Origin of the sequence: Nocardia sp. NPDC059240 (assembly GCF_042753865.1) — a bacterium.
GTDB lineage: Bacteria > Actinomycetota > Actinomycetes > Mycobacteriales > Mycobacteriaceae > Nocardia.
The window spans coordinates 574,466-589,080 of record NZ_JBHZAC010000006.1 but is presented as its reverse complement, the minus strand read 5'-3'; the positions used below and the strand labels follow the sequence as shown (position 1 = coordinate 589,080).

Sequence of the window (14,615 nt, the reverse complement as noted above, 5' to 3'; positions counted from 1 at the left end):
GGTGTCTTTGCGGTGGCGGACGGCGTCGGTGCTGCTGCTCGTGCTGGGGTTGCTGGCCGTGGCAGGTATCGGTGCGGCCGGCTTCTATTGGAAGTACCTGCGCCCGCAGGGCCCGCAGCCGGATCCCTGGGACACACCTTGCGATCACGGCGCGCTTCCGGCATCCTCATTTCGTCGTATCCGGCCACAACGGGCTGGCGTGACGCGCGCTGTAACGCCACGGGCACTGTGGTAGCCCACGCCGGGGATCCGCTTCCCGTGCAACAGATCATCTGCACGCAGCCCGACGGTGTGATGGTGTGGTAAACCCAGTACGCAAACAAGGATGACGTCGCGAACTACCCTGCCGCACATGCGGACCGAGTCGACGAGCGGCAATTTCCCGACGGTACCCTGGACCTGCGCCGACCCAAGGACCCGGCCGCCCCGTTCACGCTCGCCACCTACGAATCGGCGACCCAGTTGGGCAATTTGATGGTCGTCGAGGTCTCTTGGCCGGGACACAGCTTCGGTGTTCGCGCACTTTGGCGATCGCGTGTCGATCAGAGCCGCACGCTCCGCGAGTCTCTCGTGCTCGGTCATCTCTTTGCCCCTCTTCGCAGTTGGGATTCCAGCGAAGGTCAGCAGTGACATCCTGGTATCGTTTCGGCTCAATTGTTCTTACTCGATACGTGAAAAACGTTGTGGGTGAACGCAATATGACTAGGGGGCGACATGCAGGTGTCGGCACAGGAATTGCGGGACACGGCGGGGGTCTTCGATGGACTCGCCGATGCGATCGGCCGCTTGCCGGTCATTGATGCCACCGGCGGTGGGTTGGGCACGCTGGGCTCGTTCTTGCAGGGGTCGAACACGGCCGCCGAGCTGGACAAGATCGAACCGGCTCGGACCAAGGCAATCGGGGTGCTGCGCGGGCGGTACCAGGAGTTCGCAAATCTGTTGCGCGAATCAGCGGACGCCTATCACGACACCGACACGGACGCGGCGACGCGCTTCGACGCGCTGGGCGACTTCAACTCCAGCCTCGGCTGAGCATGGACGAGTTGTTCCCGCTTGTCGATGATGTGATGGGCTGGATTGTCGACCTGGAATCGGTTGCGCACCTTGTAGAGTCGGTCGGCAAGGGCATTCGGGATACCGCCGATACCATGTACGACACCGTCGACGGGATGCACTGGTCCGGGGATGGCCGTCGCGGCGCTGAATACCGCACCGATCGAGAGCGGCGGCAGATGCGCAAGGCGGCCGACGCCTTCGACGATCTCGCCACCGCCTGCCGGAACGGGCAGACCACCTTGGGTGCGCTCGTCAGCGTCGCCAAACAACGAGTGACCGATCTTCGCAACGATGGATTCGGGGTCGAAAACGATTGGACGGTCTTCGACAAGCACAACTATGACGCCGCGATCAAGGCTGCCGGAGACGATCAACAGATCATCGACCAAATCAACACGATGCGGTCGAACAGATGGAACGAGGCGGAAAACCAGGACGTGGCAATGCACCGTCTGCGGTTCGCCCTGGCGCAGGCCGACCTCGCGGTCGCGACGGCGATCCAAACAGCGCTGGATTCCCTCGCGGGCCTTACTCCCGCCACCTCAGGGATGAATCCGACCGTCGCCCAACAGGATGCGGACGCGGTGCGTGACGGGAAGGCCACCCCGGATCAGCTCGAGCGGCTCGGGCTGGCCACCCACCTCACCCAGAACCAGATCGATGCGTTGCTTCGCGGGGAGAACGTGGATCTGCCGCAAGAACAGTACGACTACCTGCGCGGGCTGATGCAGTCACTGAACGGGATGAGCGTCACCGACATCGACCACCTGGGCGACAAGCTTCCCGCAGACCAGCAGCAGGCGGTGCACGCCGATGTGGCCAATGCCCTGCAGCTCATGTCGAACCCCCAGATCGACACCCGCGGCAAAGACCCGGACGAGCCGAACAAGGTCGTGGACAAGGGCGGAATGAGCCAGATGCCCACGCAGATACGGACTCTGCTGACCGAGAAGCCGACCACCGACCCGAAGTTCGAACGTTCGTACACGACCGGAACCGGTGTTGAAATCCCACGCCTGGACGATTTCAAGGCGCTCAACGATCTACTCGGTAAAGGGAACTCGGCGCTGGCTCAGGGCACCGACATCGATCGCGGACTACTCAAACAGGGAGCGGAGATCGCGGGCACGAGGGCCGGGTTCATACCAAACAACAGCACCGACACCCCGAACTCCGTGGCGAACATGCTGCTCGCCCGTGCCGGAACCGACAATGTCGCCGTCAACGACTTCCTCACCGGCGGGCCGACGCAATCCGACGGCACACATCGCATGGACGTTACTGTCACGCCTGGCGGCAAATACGACAGCGACTCGCATATCGCCGACGTTATCAACCATGATTGGAAAGGTGAGGACAACGGTGTCTCGACGGTCGTCCGCACGGCCGGCGAATTCGCGACCGACTCCAACGCATCACTGCGAGAGCTCTCGGGCGGATCTACGCGCGCGCTCGCGAACTACGTTGGTGCGCATGGGGACGACCTCCTGCACATCAACACCCTCACTGGTCCGAAGGAGCTCGGCGTTGCCAACCCGGGCATGGCTCAGGCGCTGGCATCCACATTGACTCCCTACATTCCCGAAATGGTTGGGGTGAGCCCGGACCTGCTGCACACAACCGGTGTGGGTAGCCTCAGCGACGGTGCTCTGAAGAACATCTTCGCAGTGGTTGACTCCGACAAGACAGCCGCGACGCACTTCAATACTTCTGCCTACTCGGCTGTCTCGCAGCTGAATCAGCAGTTCGGCACCGGCGGTGGCAAGGAATATCAGCTGGCGAGCTGGGCGGGCAAGATCGACGCGAGTGCTCGCGACGGAATGCAGTATGAATTCAGGGCGAGAGGGCTTCAGGCGGCGGATACTCTGAAAGCCGAGACGATGCTCTTCGACTCCGTGAAGGACGGAACCGCATTCTCTGCCAAACAGATTCCGCTCATCGGTAATGCTGTGGAGTTGGAAGTCAAAATGACCTCGCCGGAGATGAAAGCATGGCTCCTGGGATCAGTACCCGATCTACACGAAACCGTCGACTTGAGCGCCAATGCCAACCCAGGGCAGCGATTTTACAACATCCTGCAGGGCATGGCACTCACGCCGGGCAGTGAGAATCTACGATCTGATCCGGAAATCGGGCAATACTTCAACCCGACTACGGGTCAGCTGAAGACACTCGAGGAGATCGCGGGTAACGCGCCGAAAACGACCCTTGCCGAGTTCGAGGCCGCCATGCGCCGGTTTCAGCCAAACCTCTCAAATTATGACGCCAGTTGGACTAACGCGCACGGGAAGGATGGGTTACCGCCCAAATGAAACGTGGTCGAATGTTCGAGTGTGCTAGCCGCGCAGCGGTGGTCGTCTCGGCTGTGGTCTTCGCAGCAGCGTGCTCTCACGAACCTGGGCCAGTCGCACCCTATCGAATTCCTGACAGAGCGGAGTTCTCCTACCGATGGTCTGCCACACCTGGACTTTCGCTCAACTCCGATTCAGCGATCGTGACTCGTGCGACTATCGAATCAGCCTTCATTGCGGCGGCCGCAAAGACAACCGACAAGATCAGCGACAGTGCCGGCTACCTGGGGTACGAGCACGCTGTGGCGCCGACTCGGAATCACCCGGAGGTTTCCAGATCACGGTACGGGGATGTGGACAATCTCTACGATGTCTGGAACTCAGGTCAGCTTTCATCGCACGGTTCAATTCACGGCACGCTCTACGCTTACCTGGTTTCATTGCAAGAATCTTCCGGTGTTCAGTCGGACCACACCGTGGATGTCCTGACCTGCGTGTGGTTCAACGGATTGACCGCCAGTTCATCGTCCAGTGATTTTCACTCGCTGATGGTGGGGGTGCCTGATGCCGTCACGCTGAAACTTCGCGCCCCACAAGACGAAACCCCGAAGCTTGCTGCGCTGGGTCAAGGCCCGGCCCGATTCCCGACGGTCAACGTATTCGGGGACTGGTTGGTCGAGTCCATCAGTGTCGACAGCAGCCGCTTCAAGTCGAAAGGGGTTCCGTACAACGACCCTTGTACCTCCCTGCCCGACAACCCCGTGCCCCCGGACCAACTCAATGCGCAACCAATGAGCTTCTACCCGAACCATTTTCCGACCCTCGACCCCTCTCCCGGCTGGCCTGCGGGACAGCAGTAAGTCCGTCAGCGAGTCATCGATTCGGAGCGCGATATGGGTTGGTTGGACCTGCCAGAGGAAATCAGAGCAGCGCTGGCGAAACCCCTTGAAGCTCCCGATAACCCGGATCTCGACGACCCGCAGGAAAACAATGATCCGGTATCGGACGCCCCACCGGAGTTCCCCAACGCCATCAGCTATGAAGACTGGAAGCGTAGCCGTGAGTGGACCATCCTCGCGCCGCCGTCGTGATGGCCGGGGTGCGGGGCGCTCTACTGAATGACGTAGGGGGAGATGGAGCTTCGGTGTTCGCTGATGTCGAGGGATTTGCCGAGGGGTGGGAAGGCTCGTTGGGGGCAGTTGGAGCGTTCGCAGACTCGGCAGCCTGCGCCGATGGGGGTTGCCTTGGGGTCGTTGAGGTCGAGGCCGTCGGCGTAGACGGTGCGGCCGGCGTGGCGGAGTTCGCAGCCGAGTCCGATAGCGAAGGTTTTGCTGGGTTCGCCGTAGCGGGTGGCTCGGCGTTCTACGGTGCGGGCTACCCAGAGGTATTTGCGGCCGTCGGGCATCTGGGCGATCTGGGTCATGATTTTGGCGGGGTAGGCGAAGGTTTCGTAGACGTTCCAGAGGGGGCAGGTGCCGCCGCTGGAGGAGAAGTGGAAACCGGTGGCGGACTGGCGTTTCGACATGTTTCCCGCGCGGTCCACGCGGACGAAGGAGAAGGGGACGCCGCGTAGTTTGGGGCGTTGCAGCGTCGAGAGGCGGTGGCAGATGGTCTCGTAGCTCTGGGTGAAGAAGGCCGACAGGCGCTCGATGTCGTAGCGGAAATCCTCGGCCACCTCGTGGAAATGGGTGTAGGGCAACACGGTCGCGGCGGCGAAATAGTTGGCCAGGCCGAGTTTCGCCAGCACGATCGATTCGTGGCTGGAGAAATTGCCCTCGGCCACCAGCTTTTCGATCAGGTCACCGCATTCGAGGTACGCGAGTTCGGCGGCCAGTTTGAACACTCGCTGGCCGCCCGAGAGATGCGGGGCGATTTCCAGGCGGCGCTGACCGGTGTCATAGCGGTGCAGCAGGCCGTCGCCGAGGTCGATGCGCTCCACGATCTGCACGCCGTGCGCGTCGGCCAGGCGGCGCGGTATCTCGCGCTTGAGGTCACCGCCGTGGAAACGCATGCGATGGGTGAGTTCCTCGGCGGCGGTATCGAGTTCGTGAATGTAGTTCTGCCGCTGATAGAAGTAGTCGCGGACTTCCTCGTGCGGTTTGGAGATGGCCCCTGAACCGCTGCCGTCGGCGAAACGATCCTCCGTGGCGGCGGCCAGCTGCGCGGTCGTATTCCGGTAGCGGCGATGCATGTTCACCATGGCGCGCGCCAAACCCGGGTGCGCGGACACCATTTCGGCGATCTCCTGGGCGTCGGCCTCCACCCCGAGCTCCTGGTCCATCACCACCTCCTGGAGTTCGGCGATCAGCCGGGTGTCGTCCTGGGAGGAGAAGAAGCCGGCGTCGACGCCGAAGACTTCACTGATGCGCAGCAGTACCGGTACGGTGAGCGGGCGCACGTCGTGTTCGATCTGATTCAGATAGCTCGCGGAGATCTCGAGCTTCTTGGCCAGGGACACCTGACTCAGTCCGCGCTCGGTGCGCAACTGACGCAGCCGCGCCCCGACGAAAGTCTTGGCCATGCGACCGAGTTTATTGGCGAATTCGCATGGTTGCCAACGTGGAAATTAACAGGGCTGCTGAGCTTTGGGTCACACCGTTCCCGAGTTTCGGGTCGGGCCGCTGTCGGTGGCCCGGGTTACCGTCGGAACGTGCTCCTGTCCGAAGTGGTCGAAGCGTCCCGGGACGCGCGGGCGACATCGTCGCGCAAGCAGAAGATCGGTGCCTTCGCCGAGCTCCTGCGCCTGACCGCGCCGGAGGAATTGGCGCAGGTCGTGGCGTGGTTGTCGGGGGAGCTGCCGCAAGGGCGGATCGGCACCGGGTGGCGGACGCTGACCACCCTCGACATCGCCTCGGCGGCGGAACCGACGCTGACCGTGGGTGCGGTGGACAAGCTCTTCGAGACGTTGGCGGCGGTCAGTGGCGCCGGGTCCACGGCGCGGCGGCAGGAACTGCTGAGCGAGTTGTTCGCGGCCGCCACCCAGGACGAGCGCGATTTCCTGGTGCGATTGCTGACCGGGGAGATGCGCCAGGGCGCGCTGACCGCGATCGTCGCCGAAGCGGTGGCCGCCGCCTTCGAGGTGCCGATCGCCGCGGTCCGGCGGGCCCACATGCTGTCCGGGCGCTTGCCGGTCACCGCCGTCGCCGCCCGCTCCGGCGGAGTCGAGGCCCTGCGGGCGTTCCGGCTCGAGGTCGGGCGGCCGATCCAGCCCATGCTGGCCTCACCGGGCGGGACCTTGGACGAGGCGCTGGCCGAATTCGACGGGGCGGCCAGTGTCGAGGTCAAGATGGACGGTGCCCGCATCCAGGTGCACCGGGACGGCGAGCAGGTGTGGGTCTTCACCCGCACCCTGCGCGATATCACCGCCAGCGTGCCCGAATTGGTGGGTTTGGTGCGGGAATTGGACTGCACCAGCGTGGTCCTCGACGGAGAAACGCTGGCGCTCAACGACTCCGGCCGCCCCCGCCCGTTCCAGGAGACCATGAGCCGCTTCGGCGCGACCACCGCCCAGGAACTGCTGCTGCACCCGTACTTCTTCGACTGCCTGCACCTCGACGGCACGGACCTGCTCGACGCCCCGCTGCGCGACCGCCGCACCGCCCTCACCACGGTCGCCCCCGGCCTGAGCATTCCGGCCCTGCTCGCCCCCGACGCCGAGGCCGCCGCCGAATATTTCGACGGTGCGCTGGCCGCCGGCCACGAGGGCATCATGATCAAATCCCTGGCCGCCCCCTACGCCGCGGGCCGCCGCGGCCGCTCCTGGCAGAAGATCAAACCCACCCACACCCTCGACCTCATCGTGCTCGGCGCGGAATGGGGCTACGGCCGCCGCACCGGTTACCTGTCCAACCTCCACCTGGGTGCCCGCGACCCCGAGGGCGGCGACCCGATCATGGTCGGCAAAACCTTCAAGGGCCTCACCGACGCCCTGTTGCAATGGCAGACAGCCGAATTCCCCCGCCACGAACGCAACCGCGACCCCCAAACCGTCTACCTCTACCCCGAACTCGTGGTCGAAATAGCCCTCGACGGCGTCCAAACCAGCCCCCGCTACCCCGGCGGCGTAGCACTCCGCTTCGCCCGCGTCGTCCGCTACCGCCCGGACAAAGAACCCGCCGAAGCCGACACCATCGACACCATCCGAGCCTTGCTACCCAGCGCGAAGTAGCCCAGGGGCGTGGGGCGCAGCTCCCACGAATGTTTTTCGGTGGTGTGGGGTGCAGCCCCCACGAATCTCCTTGGGGGTGTGGGGCGCAGCTCCCACGGATGTTCCTCGGGGGTGCGGGGGCGGAGCCCCCGAGTTGCTCCTGGGGGTTCGGGGGCGAAGCCCCTGAGAGTCCCGAGAGTTGGGCCTTCCCTCACAGAGGATTCACAGCTGGAACAAGGCGCTCTCCGAGCTTCGGGCGACATGCTTCAGGGGTCGATCTCGACCGGACGGTTGTCAGGTGACGAGGAGCAGGTACTGCCACCGCATCTCCCACGCGGATTCCTGTGAAATCGTGCCGTCTGCTCGACTCGACGGTGGACTGCGCATGGTCCATCTTTGTGGCCGGTGGTGCCCTGCCCCCTCGCCGGGCACCGCCGGCCGCGGTCAATTCTCGTAGTCGTGCGTGCCGGTCAGATTCGGCAGCCGTCGTCGGCCCGTCGCCAGTTCACCCGCCAGATCCTCGTAGGCGATCGCCAGTTCGGTGAGTCGCTGCGCGGCCTCGTGCACCGCGTCGTCCGGGGACATGGCCAGCGTCAGATAGGCCAGCGCGGAGAACTGGGCGAGCCGGTCCACCACGGTCCCCACGGTTTCGGTGTGCAGGTGGGCGTCGCGCGCCGCCTTGGGTAGCTCGGCCGCCACCCAGCAGTCGATGTCGTGCACCAGCCGCGCGCGATCATGGTCGATCCGGTCGGTGCCGCTCGCCGTGGTGAGCCGCCGCTCGTGGAGGTCCGCGAGTAATCCGGCGCAGCGCAGCACCGGATGATCTTCGGGGGGCAGGCCGCGGCAGGCCTGCAGCAGCAGGTGTTTGGGCGGAAGCGAGTGCACGGCGACATCCTGCCCTTCGAATATCTCCGAATGGCAACGGCATTCGACCGCACGACATTCGGTGCCACAATGCGCCCCAGGGGTTGCATCCGGTGCCGTGACATGCAGTGATGATGGGGTGATCCTCACCGTGACGATGAACCCCGCCTACGACATGACGTATCGGGTGGAGCATTTCGAGCGGGGTCGAGCGCAACGGGTGCGTTCGGTGGATCAGCGCCTGGGCGGGCGCGGCATCAATGTGACCCGAGTGCTCAACCAGCTCGGCAAGTACGCGCGGGCCACCGGGTTCGCCGATCATTCCTTCGCCGCGGCCGCCGAGCTCGAGATGCCGGTGGATTTCGTGCACGCGTTGCCGTGGGTGCGGCGCACGGTGGTGATCAGCGAATCCGACGACGGCACCGCGACCGCGCTGTGGGAGCCGGGACCGCGGGTCACCGAACCGCACGCCGTCGATCAGCTCCGGGTGCGGGTCAACGGTTTTCTCTCCGATATGAGCGGTCTGGTGATCGCGGGTTCGCTACCCGGCGGGGTGAGCGCGGGGGTGCCCGCCGAACTGGCCCGCACCGCTCTGGCAGCGGGAGTGCCCACCATCTGCGATTTCGACGGTCAGGCGCTGGAATTGGCGGCCCGGGTGCCCGGCGTGGTGCTCACCCCCAATACCGACGAGCTCGAACGCCTCACCGGCCGCCCGGCGGGCACGATCCCCGAGATCCTGGCGGCCGTGGACCCGCTCATCGTCGGCGGCGTGGCCGCGGTGGTGGTGACCCGGGGCGGCGCGGGCATGGTCGCCGTCACCCCCACCCGGGCCTGGACCGCGGCCCTCCCGAAACCGCTGGCGGGCAATCCGACCGGCGCGGGCGACGCCGCCGTGGCCGCACTCATCGCCACCCTGGCTGCCGACAGTGCGCCGGACTGGCCCACCCTCCTGGCCGACGCCGTCGCCACTTCCGCTGCCGCCGTGGTCATTCCGGTCGCCGGCGAGATCGACCGGGTACTGCGCGAACGTTTGCTGCCCACCGTCCAGGTCCGGGAACTCGAATCCGTGGGTGTGCGGTCGTAGCTCCGCCGGGTGTGGAGTCGCTGTGAACCGGCGTGGTGGCGGGGTTCGAGGGGTTGGACCGGGTTAGGTTGGGGGAGTGTCGGACCTAGATACTCAGCCTGGTCGGGGGGCGGGTGTGGACAGGTACCGGATGCCGCGGGTGGTGCGCGCGGCTCAGTTGCTCGCGCTCGGGATGGCGGGGCTGGGGGTGATCTGTGTGGCCTCACAGGGCTGGTTGCTCGGGGCGCGGTCGGCGATTCCGACGGCGGTGCCGTTCATTCCGGCGTTTCTGCTCGGATTGGTCGCGCTGACCTTCAACTCCGAGGGGCAGATGGTACGGATCGGTGCGATTCTGGTGGCCGCCATGAACATGTTGTGGACGGTGCCGTCGATCACCGAGGGGCGGCCGCCCGGTCCGTTGGGTCCGCTGGTGTCGCTGGCGGTGATCGTGTTGCTGTTCCGCCGCGAGGCGCGCGACTGGTTCGAGCCCTCAACGTGGTGGTAACAAGTCCGTCATTTCATCTGTCCATTTGCAATCTGCGTGCAATTCCGGCCACTTACCGTTGGCGCTATGAGTTCGGAGGAAGTCGCCGCGGGTACCGGCATTCATATCAGCGGGCTGAGCAAGACGTTCCGCTCCGGGCGGCGGGTGGTGCAGGCGCTGGACGCGGTGGATCTGCATACCGCGCAAGGGGCTTTCCTGTCGTTGCTGGGGCCGTCGGGCTGCGGTAAATCGACGATCCTGCGGATCCTCGCGGATCTGGATTCGCCGTCCGCAGGCACCGCGATGATCAACGGCGAGACCCCGGCGGAGTTGCGCCGCCGCCACGAGTTCGGGATCGCCTTCCAGGATTCGGCGTTGCTGCCCTGGCGCAGTGTGGAATCCAATATCAAGCTGCCGCTGCAGGTCGCGGGCCTGCCCGCGGACAAGGAGCTGGTCGCGGATCTGATCCGGCTGGTCGGCCTGGACGGGTTCGAGAAGGCCAAGCCCGCACAGCTGTCCGGCGGTATGCGGCAACGGGTTTCGATCGCCCGCGCACTGGTGGTGAAGCCGACGGTGCTGCTGCTGGACGAGCCGTTCGGCGCACTCGACGATATGACCCGGCAGCGCCTGAACCTGGAGCTGCTGCGCATCTGGACCGAAAAGCCCGCCACCACACTGATGGTCACGCACGGCATCGCCGAGGCGGTCTTCCTCTCCGATGTGGTGGCCGTGATGAGCCCGCGCCCGGGCCGGGTGGTGGAGGTCGTGAACATCGATCTGCCGCGCCCGCGCACCCCGGAGATGATGCGGTCCCCGGAATTCCACAAGCTGCACGACTATCTACAGGAATTGTTGTTCGGTCGCAGCGGGCACGGCGGGGTGGCGTCGGAATGACTTGGGGCGAGCTACGAGAGCGATTCCGGATCACCCGACTAGGCGGGGTGGCGGGCATCCTGGTGCTGCTGGCCGCGTGGACGCTGCTGGCCGAACTGCGGGTCGCGGGCGGCACCGTGCCGAGCCCGTGGAATGTCGTGCACACCATGTACTCCGACGGCTGGGCGCTCTACGGACCGAACTTCCGGGTCACGGCGTGGGGCGCGCTGCAGGGTTTCGTGTGGGGCAATGCCCTGGCGATCGTGCTGGCGCTGCTGGTGATCCTGATTCCACCGATCGAAATGCTGGTCACCCAGTTGGCCATCCTCAGCTACTGCACGCCGCTGCTGGCGCTGGGCCCGATCATCCTGGTGGTGTTCGGCGGTCGCACCCCGACGGTGTTCCTGGCCGCCATGTACTGCTTCTTCACCACCATGGTCGCCACCGTGACCGGACTGCGGTCGGCGGATCGCACCAGCCTGGATCTGGTGCGCGCCTACGGCGGCGGCCGCTGGCAGCGGCTGTGGCGGGTGCAGGTGATCGCGGCGCTGCCGAATACCTTGGCCGCCTTGAAGATCGCCGCACCGTCGGCGGTGCTGGGCGCGATCATCGGTGAATATCTGGGCGGTGTCGACAGCGGCATCGGCGTGGCCTTGACGGCCGCGCAGACCGCCTACAACGTGCCGCGCACCTGGGGCATGGCGCTGGCCGCGGCCGCCCTGGCGGGGCTGGGCTACGCCGTGGTCGCGCTGGTGGCGCGGGTAGCGGTGCCGTGGACGCGAGCGGAGGCGTGATGAAGACCCTGAACGTACTGCGTCCGATCGGCAGATTCCTGCTGCCGCTGCTGGTTTCGTTGATCCTGCTGGTGGCGCTGTGGTACGGCTTCCTGAAGCTGTACCCGCAGGTCGGGCTGGTCGGCAAGAGTCCCGGCGACGTGTGGACCTACCTGGTGACCGGGCCGACCTCCGAAAATGCCCGCCACGTGATCTTCGACGAAATGCGAATCACCCTGAAGGACGCCCTGATCGGCTTCGGCTCCGGGCTGGGCGCGGCGCTGGTGGTGGCCGCCCTGTTCATCGGCATTCCGGCGGTCGCGCAGGCGTTCATGCCGGTGGCCATGCTGCTGCGGTCGGTGCCGCTGGTGGCGATCACCCCGATCATCGTACTGGTGTTCGGCCGCGGGCTGCTCGGGGTCACCGTGATGGCGGCCATCGTGGTGTTCTTCCCGGCCCTGGTGATGATCATGACCGGTCTACGGTCAGCTCCGCGTCAGGCCACGGAACTGGTGCTGGCATACGGCGGTTCGAATTGGACCGCCATGCGCATGGTGGCCATCCCGGCCGCGCTCCCGTCGGTGTTCGCCGCCGCGCGAGTCTCGGTGCCCGGCGCGCTGATCGGTGCGCTGCTCGGCGAATGGCTGGGCAGCGGAACAGGTTTGGGCGCGGGACTGATCCGCGCGATCCCGACCTTCCAGTACAACCGGTTGTGGGCGTCGATCGCGCTGGTGACGGTGGTGTCGGTGTTCGCGTACGCGGTGGTCGGTGTGGCCGAGAACCTGGTGCTGGCGCGCTTCGCGCCGGAGCAGGGCCGCGACTGAGATCACGAGTTAACGTGCCGCACACAAATACCTGCGGAAAAGCAAAATATCCGAAATCGAAACGGACTACCTTCGCCGGATGAGTGGTTTGTTCCGGCCGGATTCGGTCTCGCAGTTGTCCCCGTCGTCGCTGGGGCGTCGATCCTTCCTCCGCTACGCCGGACTGGCCGGTGCGGCGGTGGGCGGTGCCGGTGTGCTGGCCGCCTGCGGCAGCAGCTCCTCGGGTGGCGGCAACGGCAGTTCGGCCGACGGTTCCAAATACGGGACCGTCGCCGTGCAGCTGTCGTGGTTGAAGAACATCGAGTTCGCGGGCGAGTACTTCGCCGACTCCAAGGGCTATTACAAGGACGCCGGATTCGGGTCGGTGAACCTGATCGCGGGCGGTGCGGCCAGTACCTCGGTGGAGGCGGGGCTGGGCACCGGCAAGATCTGGATCGGCATGTCCGCGCCGCAGACCACCGCGCCCGCCGTGCTGGAAGGGCTGGCGGCCAAGATCGTCGGCACCACGTATCAGAAGAACCCGTTCTGCATCGTGAGCTCCGCGGCCAAGCCGATCAAGACGCCGCAGGACATGAAGGGCCGCAAGATCGGTGTGCAGGACACCAATCAGCTCATCTTCAACGCCCTGCTGACCGCCAACGGCATGACCCCGAGCGATGTCACCATCGTGCCCGCGCAATTCGATCCGACGCCGCTGGCCAACGGTGAGGTGGACGGCTGGGTCAGCTACGCCACCAATGAGCCGATCACGTTGGCCTCCAAGGGCTTCCAGAACGTGAACTTCCTGTTCGCCGACTACGGGCTGCCGCTGGTGGCGGAAACGCTGACGGTGAGCCAGAAGACCATCGACTCCGAGCGCGACAAGCTCAAGGCGTTCCTGATGGCCGAGGTCAAGGGCTGGAAGGACGCGGTCGCTAGCTCCGAGGAGTCGGCGCGGCTGGCCGTCGAGGTGTACGGCAAGGATCAGCGGCTGGAGTTGAAGGAGCAGACCATGGAGGCCGCTGCCCAGAACGGGCTGGTCGTCTCCGCGGACTCGAAGGTCAACGGGCTGTTCAGCATGACCGACGACCTGATCGCGCAGAACATCACCGCGCTCGGCAAGGCCAAGATCGACATCAAGGCGGACAAGCTGTTCGACCTGTCGGTGCTCAAGGAGATGTTCGCCGAGCATCCGGAATTGAAGGGGTAGACGGCTTTTCGTCGGCGAGCGGTTCAGCGCACCAGTTGCACGTGCCGCTTGCCGCTCCCCGGGGTGGCGGACAGCGGCTCGGCCGAGGTCCCGTTGCGGACCGCCAGCAGTTCGGCGGCGATCGCGACGGCGGTCTCGGCCGGGGTGCGCGCGCCCACGTCCAGACCGGCGGGTGAGTGCAGGCGGGCCAGGACGTCGTCGGAGAAGCCACCCGCCTGCAGGGCCTCGGAACGATGCGCGTGTGAAGCCGGGGTACCCAGGGCGGCCAGGTAGCCCAGCTCGGGTAGTCGTAAAGCGACGGTGAGCAAAGGGATTTCGAATTTCGGATCGTGCGAGAGCACCACCATGGCGGTGCTGGCATCGATCTCGCCCGCGGACGCCAGCGTGTTCAGGTAGCGGTGCGGCCAGTCGACCACCACCTCGCAGCCCGGATACGCGGCGGCGTTCGCGAAGGTCGGCCGGGCGTCGACAATGGTGATCCGGTAGCCGAGCAGCTTCGCCTGGGTGGCCAGCGCGCTCGCGAACACATTGGCGCCCACCAGGATCAGATGCGGCGGCCGCGCGAAGGACGACACGAACACATCCGAATCCGGCAGCGACACCAGTTCGGTGCCGTGCTTGCGGTCGGTGATCAGATGCTGGCCGATCACGTCCGGGTCCGAATGCCACACCACCGTGAACACGGTGACCTGCCGCTGCGCCGCGATATCGGCTGCCACGTCCGGGAATTCGGGGAAATGCCGGCGCGAGAACGGCTCGGTGAAGATGTCCAGGGTGCCGACGCAGTCCATCTGTGCGTCCAGTCCGCTGCCCGGTCCGAACCGCTGCAGCCCGCGCCGCCCGGTCCGTGCCGACTCCATCGCGGCCTCGTAGGCGGCGGCCTCCGCACAGCCGGCCGAGATCGACCCGAAGGCCCGCCCGTCCGCATCCACCACCATGGCCGAACCCACCGGCACCTGGGTACCGCCCTGTGTCCGAACGAGAGTGGCCAACCCACCGGTGCGCCCGCTGTGCCATACCCGAAGAAGGTCGTCGACGATTTCCCGCATCA

14 protein-coding genes are annotated in these 14,615 nt (G+C 65.7%); 11 read left to right on the top strand and 3 right to left on the bottom strand.

Annotation, left to right across the window (positions count from 1 at the left end):
• The first annotated feature begins 714 nt into the window (after positions 1–714).
• From ACFXHA_RS24810 to ACFXHA_RS24795, 4 genes are all read left to right on the top strand, one after another.
• Positions 715–1,032: a type VII secretion target gene (locus tag ACFXHA_RS24810; protein ID WP_379360583.1), complete on the top strand. Its 318-nt coding sequence runs from the start codon at positions 715–717 to the stop codon at positions 1,030–1,032.
• Positions 1,033–1,034: 2 nt separating this feature from the next.
• Positions 1,035–3,368, top strand: coding sequence for a hypothetical protein (locus tag ACFXHA_RS24805; protein ID WP_379360581.1), 2,334 nt, complete (start codon positions 1,035–1,037; stop codon positions 3,366–3,368).
• 332 nt (positions 3,369–3,700) lie between these two features.
• Positions 3,701–4,207: a hypothetical protein gene (locus ACFXHA_RS24800; RefSeq protein WP_379360579.1), complete on the top strand. Its 507-nt coding sequence runs from the start codon at positions 3,701–3,703 to the stop codon at positions 4,205–4,207.
• A 33-nt stretch (positions 4,208–4,240) separates the two neighbouring features.
• Positions 4,241–4,438: a hypothetical protein gene (locus ACFXHA_RS24795; RefSeq protein WP_379360577.1), complete on the top strand. Its 198-nt coding sequence runs from the start codon at positions 4,241–4,243 to the stop codon at positions 4,436–4,438.
• Between the two features lie 20 nt (positions 4,439–4,458).
• Here the strand turns inward: ACFXHA_RS24795 and ramB are convergent, their stop codons facing one another.
• Positions 4,459–5,868 carry an acetate metabolism transcriptional regulator RamB gene (gene ramB / locus ACFXHA_RS24790; RefSeq protein WP_379360575.1) on the bottom strand — a complete coding sequence of 470 codons (1,410 nt, stop codon included), beginning with the start codon at positions 5,866–5,868 and terminating at the stop codon, positions 4,459–4,461.
• A 129-nt stretch (positions 5,869–5,997) separates the two neighbouring features.
• Here ramB and ACFXHA_RS24785 point away from each other — a divergent pair, with 129 nt between their 5' ends.
• Complete coding sequence (locus tag ACFXHA_RS24785) at positions 5,998–7,515, top strand: ATP-dependent DNA ligase (protein WP_379360573.1); 1,518 nt, start codon at positions 5,998–6,000, stop codon at positions 7,513–7,515.
• A gap of 423 nt (positions 7,516–7,938) precedes the next feature.
• On the opposite strand, the gene ACFXHA_RS24780 is transcribed toward ACFXHA_RS24785, so the two are convergent.
• Positions 7,939–8,379, bottom strand: coding sequence for a DUF4254 domain-containing protein (locus tag ACFXHA_RS24780; protein ID WP_379360571.1), 441 nt, complete (start codon positions 8,377–8,379; stop codon positions 7,939–7,941).
• Positions 8,380–8,476: 97 nt separating this feature from the next.
• Here ACFXHA_RS24780 and ACFXHA_RS24775 point away from each other — a divergent pair, with 97 nt between their 5' ends.
• The 6 genes from ACFXHA_RS24775 to ACFXHA_RS24750 all read left to right on the top strand — a co-directional run bounded on the left by ACFXHA_RS24775 (position 8,477) and on the right by ACFXHA_RS24750 (position 13,564).
• Positions 8,477–9,442 carry a hexose kinase gene (locus ACFXHA_RS24775; protein WP_379360569.1) on the top strand — a complete coding sequence of 322 codons (966 nt, stop codon included), beginning with the start codon at positions 8,477–8,479 and terminating at the stop codon, positions 9,440–9,442.
• Between the two features lie 115 nt (positions 9,443–9,557).
• Positions 9,558–9,926, top strand: a complete 369-nt coding sequence (locus ACFXHA_RS24770; RefSeq protein WP_379360567.1) for a hypothetical protein — start codon at positions 9,558–9,560, stop codon at positions 9,924–9,926.
• A gap of 66 nt (positions 9,927–9,992) precedes the next feature.
• Positions 9,993–10,799: an ABC transporter ATP-binding protein gene (locus tag ACFXHA_RS24765; RefSeq protein ID WP_379360565.1), complete on the top strand. Its 807-nt coding sequence runs from the start codon at positions 9,993–9,995 to the stop codon at positions 10,797–10,799.
• Positions 10,796–11,572, top strand: a complete 777-nt coding sequence (locus ACFXHA_RS24760) for an ABC transporter permease (RefSeq protein WP_379360563.1) — start codon at positions 10,796–10,798, stop codon at positions 11,570–11,572. The genes ACFXHA_RS24765 and ACFXHA_RS24760 overlap by 4 nt, the downstream gene beginning before the upstream one ends.
• Positions 11,573–11,580: 8 nt before the next feature.
• Positions 11,581–12,375 carry an ABC transporter permease gene (locus tag ACFXHA_RS24755; RefSeq protein ID WP_379360720.1) on the top strand — a complete coding sequence of 265 codons (795 nt, stop codon included), beginning with the start codon at positions 11,581–11,583 and terminating at the stop codon, positions 12,373–12,375.
• Between the two features lie 79 nt (positions 12,376–12,454).
• On the top strand, positions 12,455–13,564 hold the full coding sequence (locus ACFXHA_RS24750; protein ID WP_379360561.1) for an ABC transporter substrate-binding protein: 1,110 nt from the start codon (positions 12,455–12,457) through the stop codon (positions 13,562–13,564).
• 23 nt (positions 13,565–13,587) lie between these two features.
• Here ACFXHA_RS24750 and ACFXHA_RS24745 read toward each other — a convergent pair whose 3' ends face one another.
• Positions 13,588–14,613 (bottom strand): XdhC family protein, encoded by a 1,026-nt coding sequence (locus ACFXHA_RS24745; protein WP_379360559.1) that lies wholly within the window; start codon positions 14,611–14,613, stop codon positions 13,588–13,590.
• Positions 14,614–14,615: the final 2 nt, after the last annotated feature.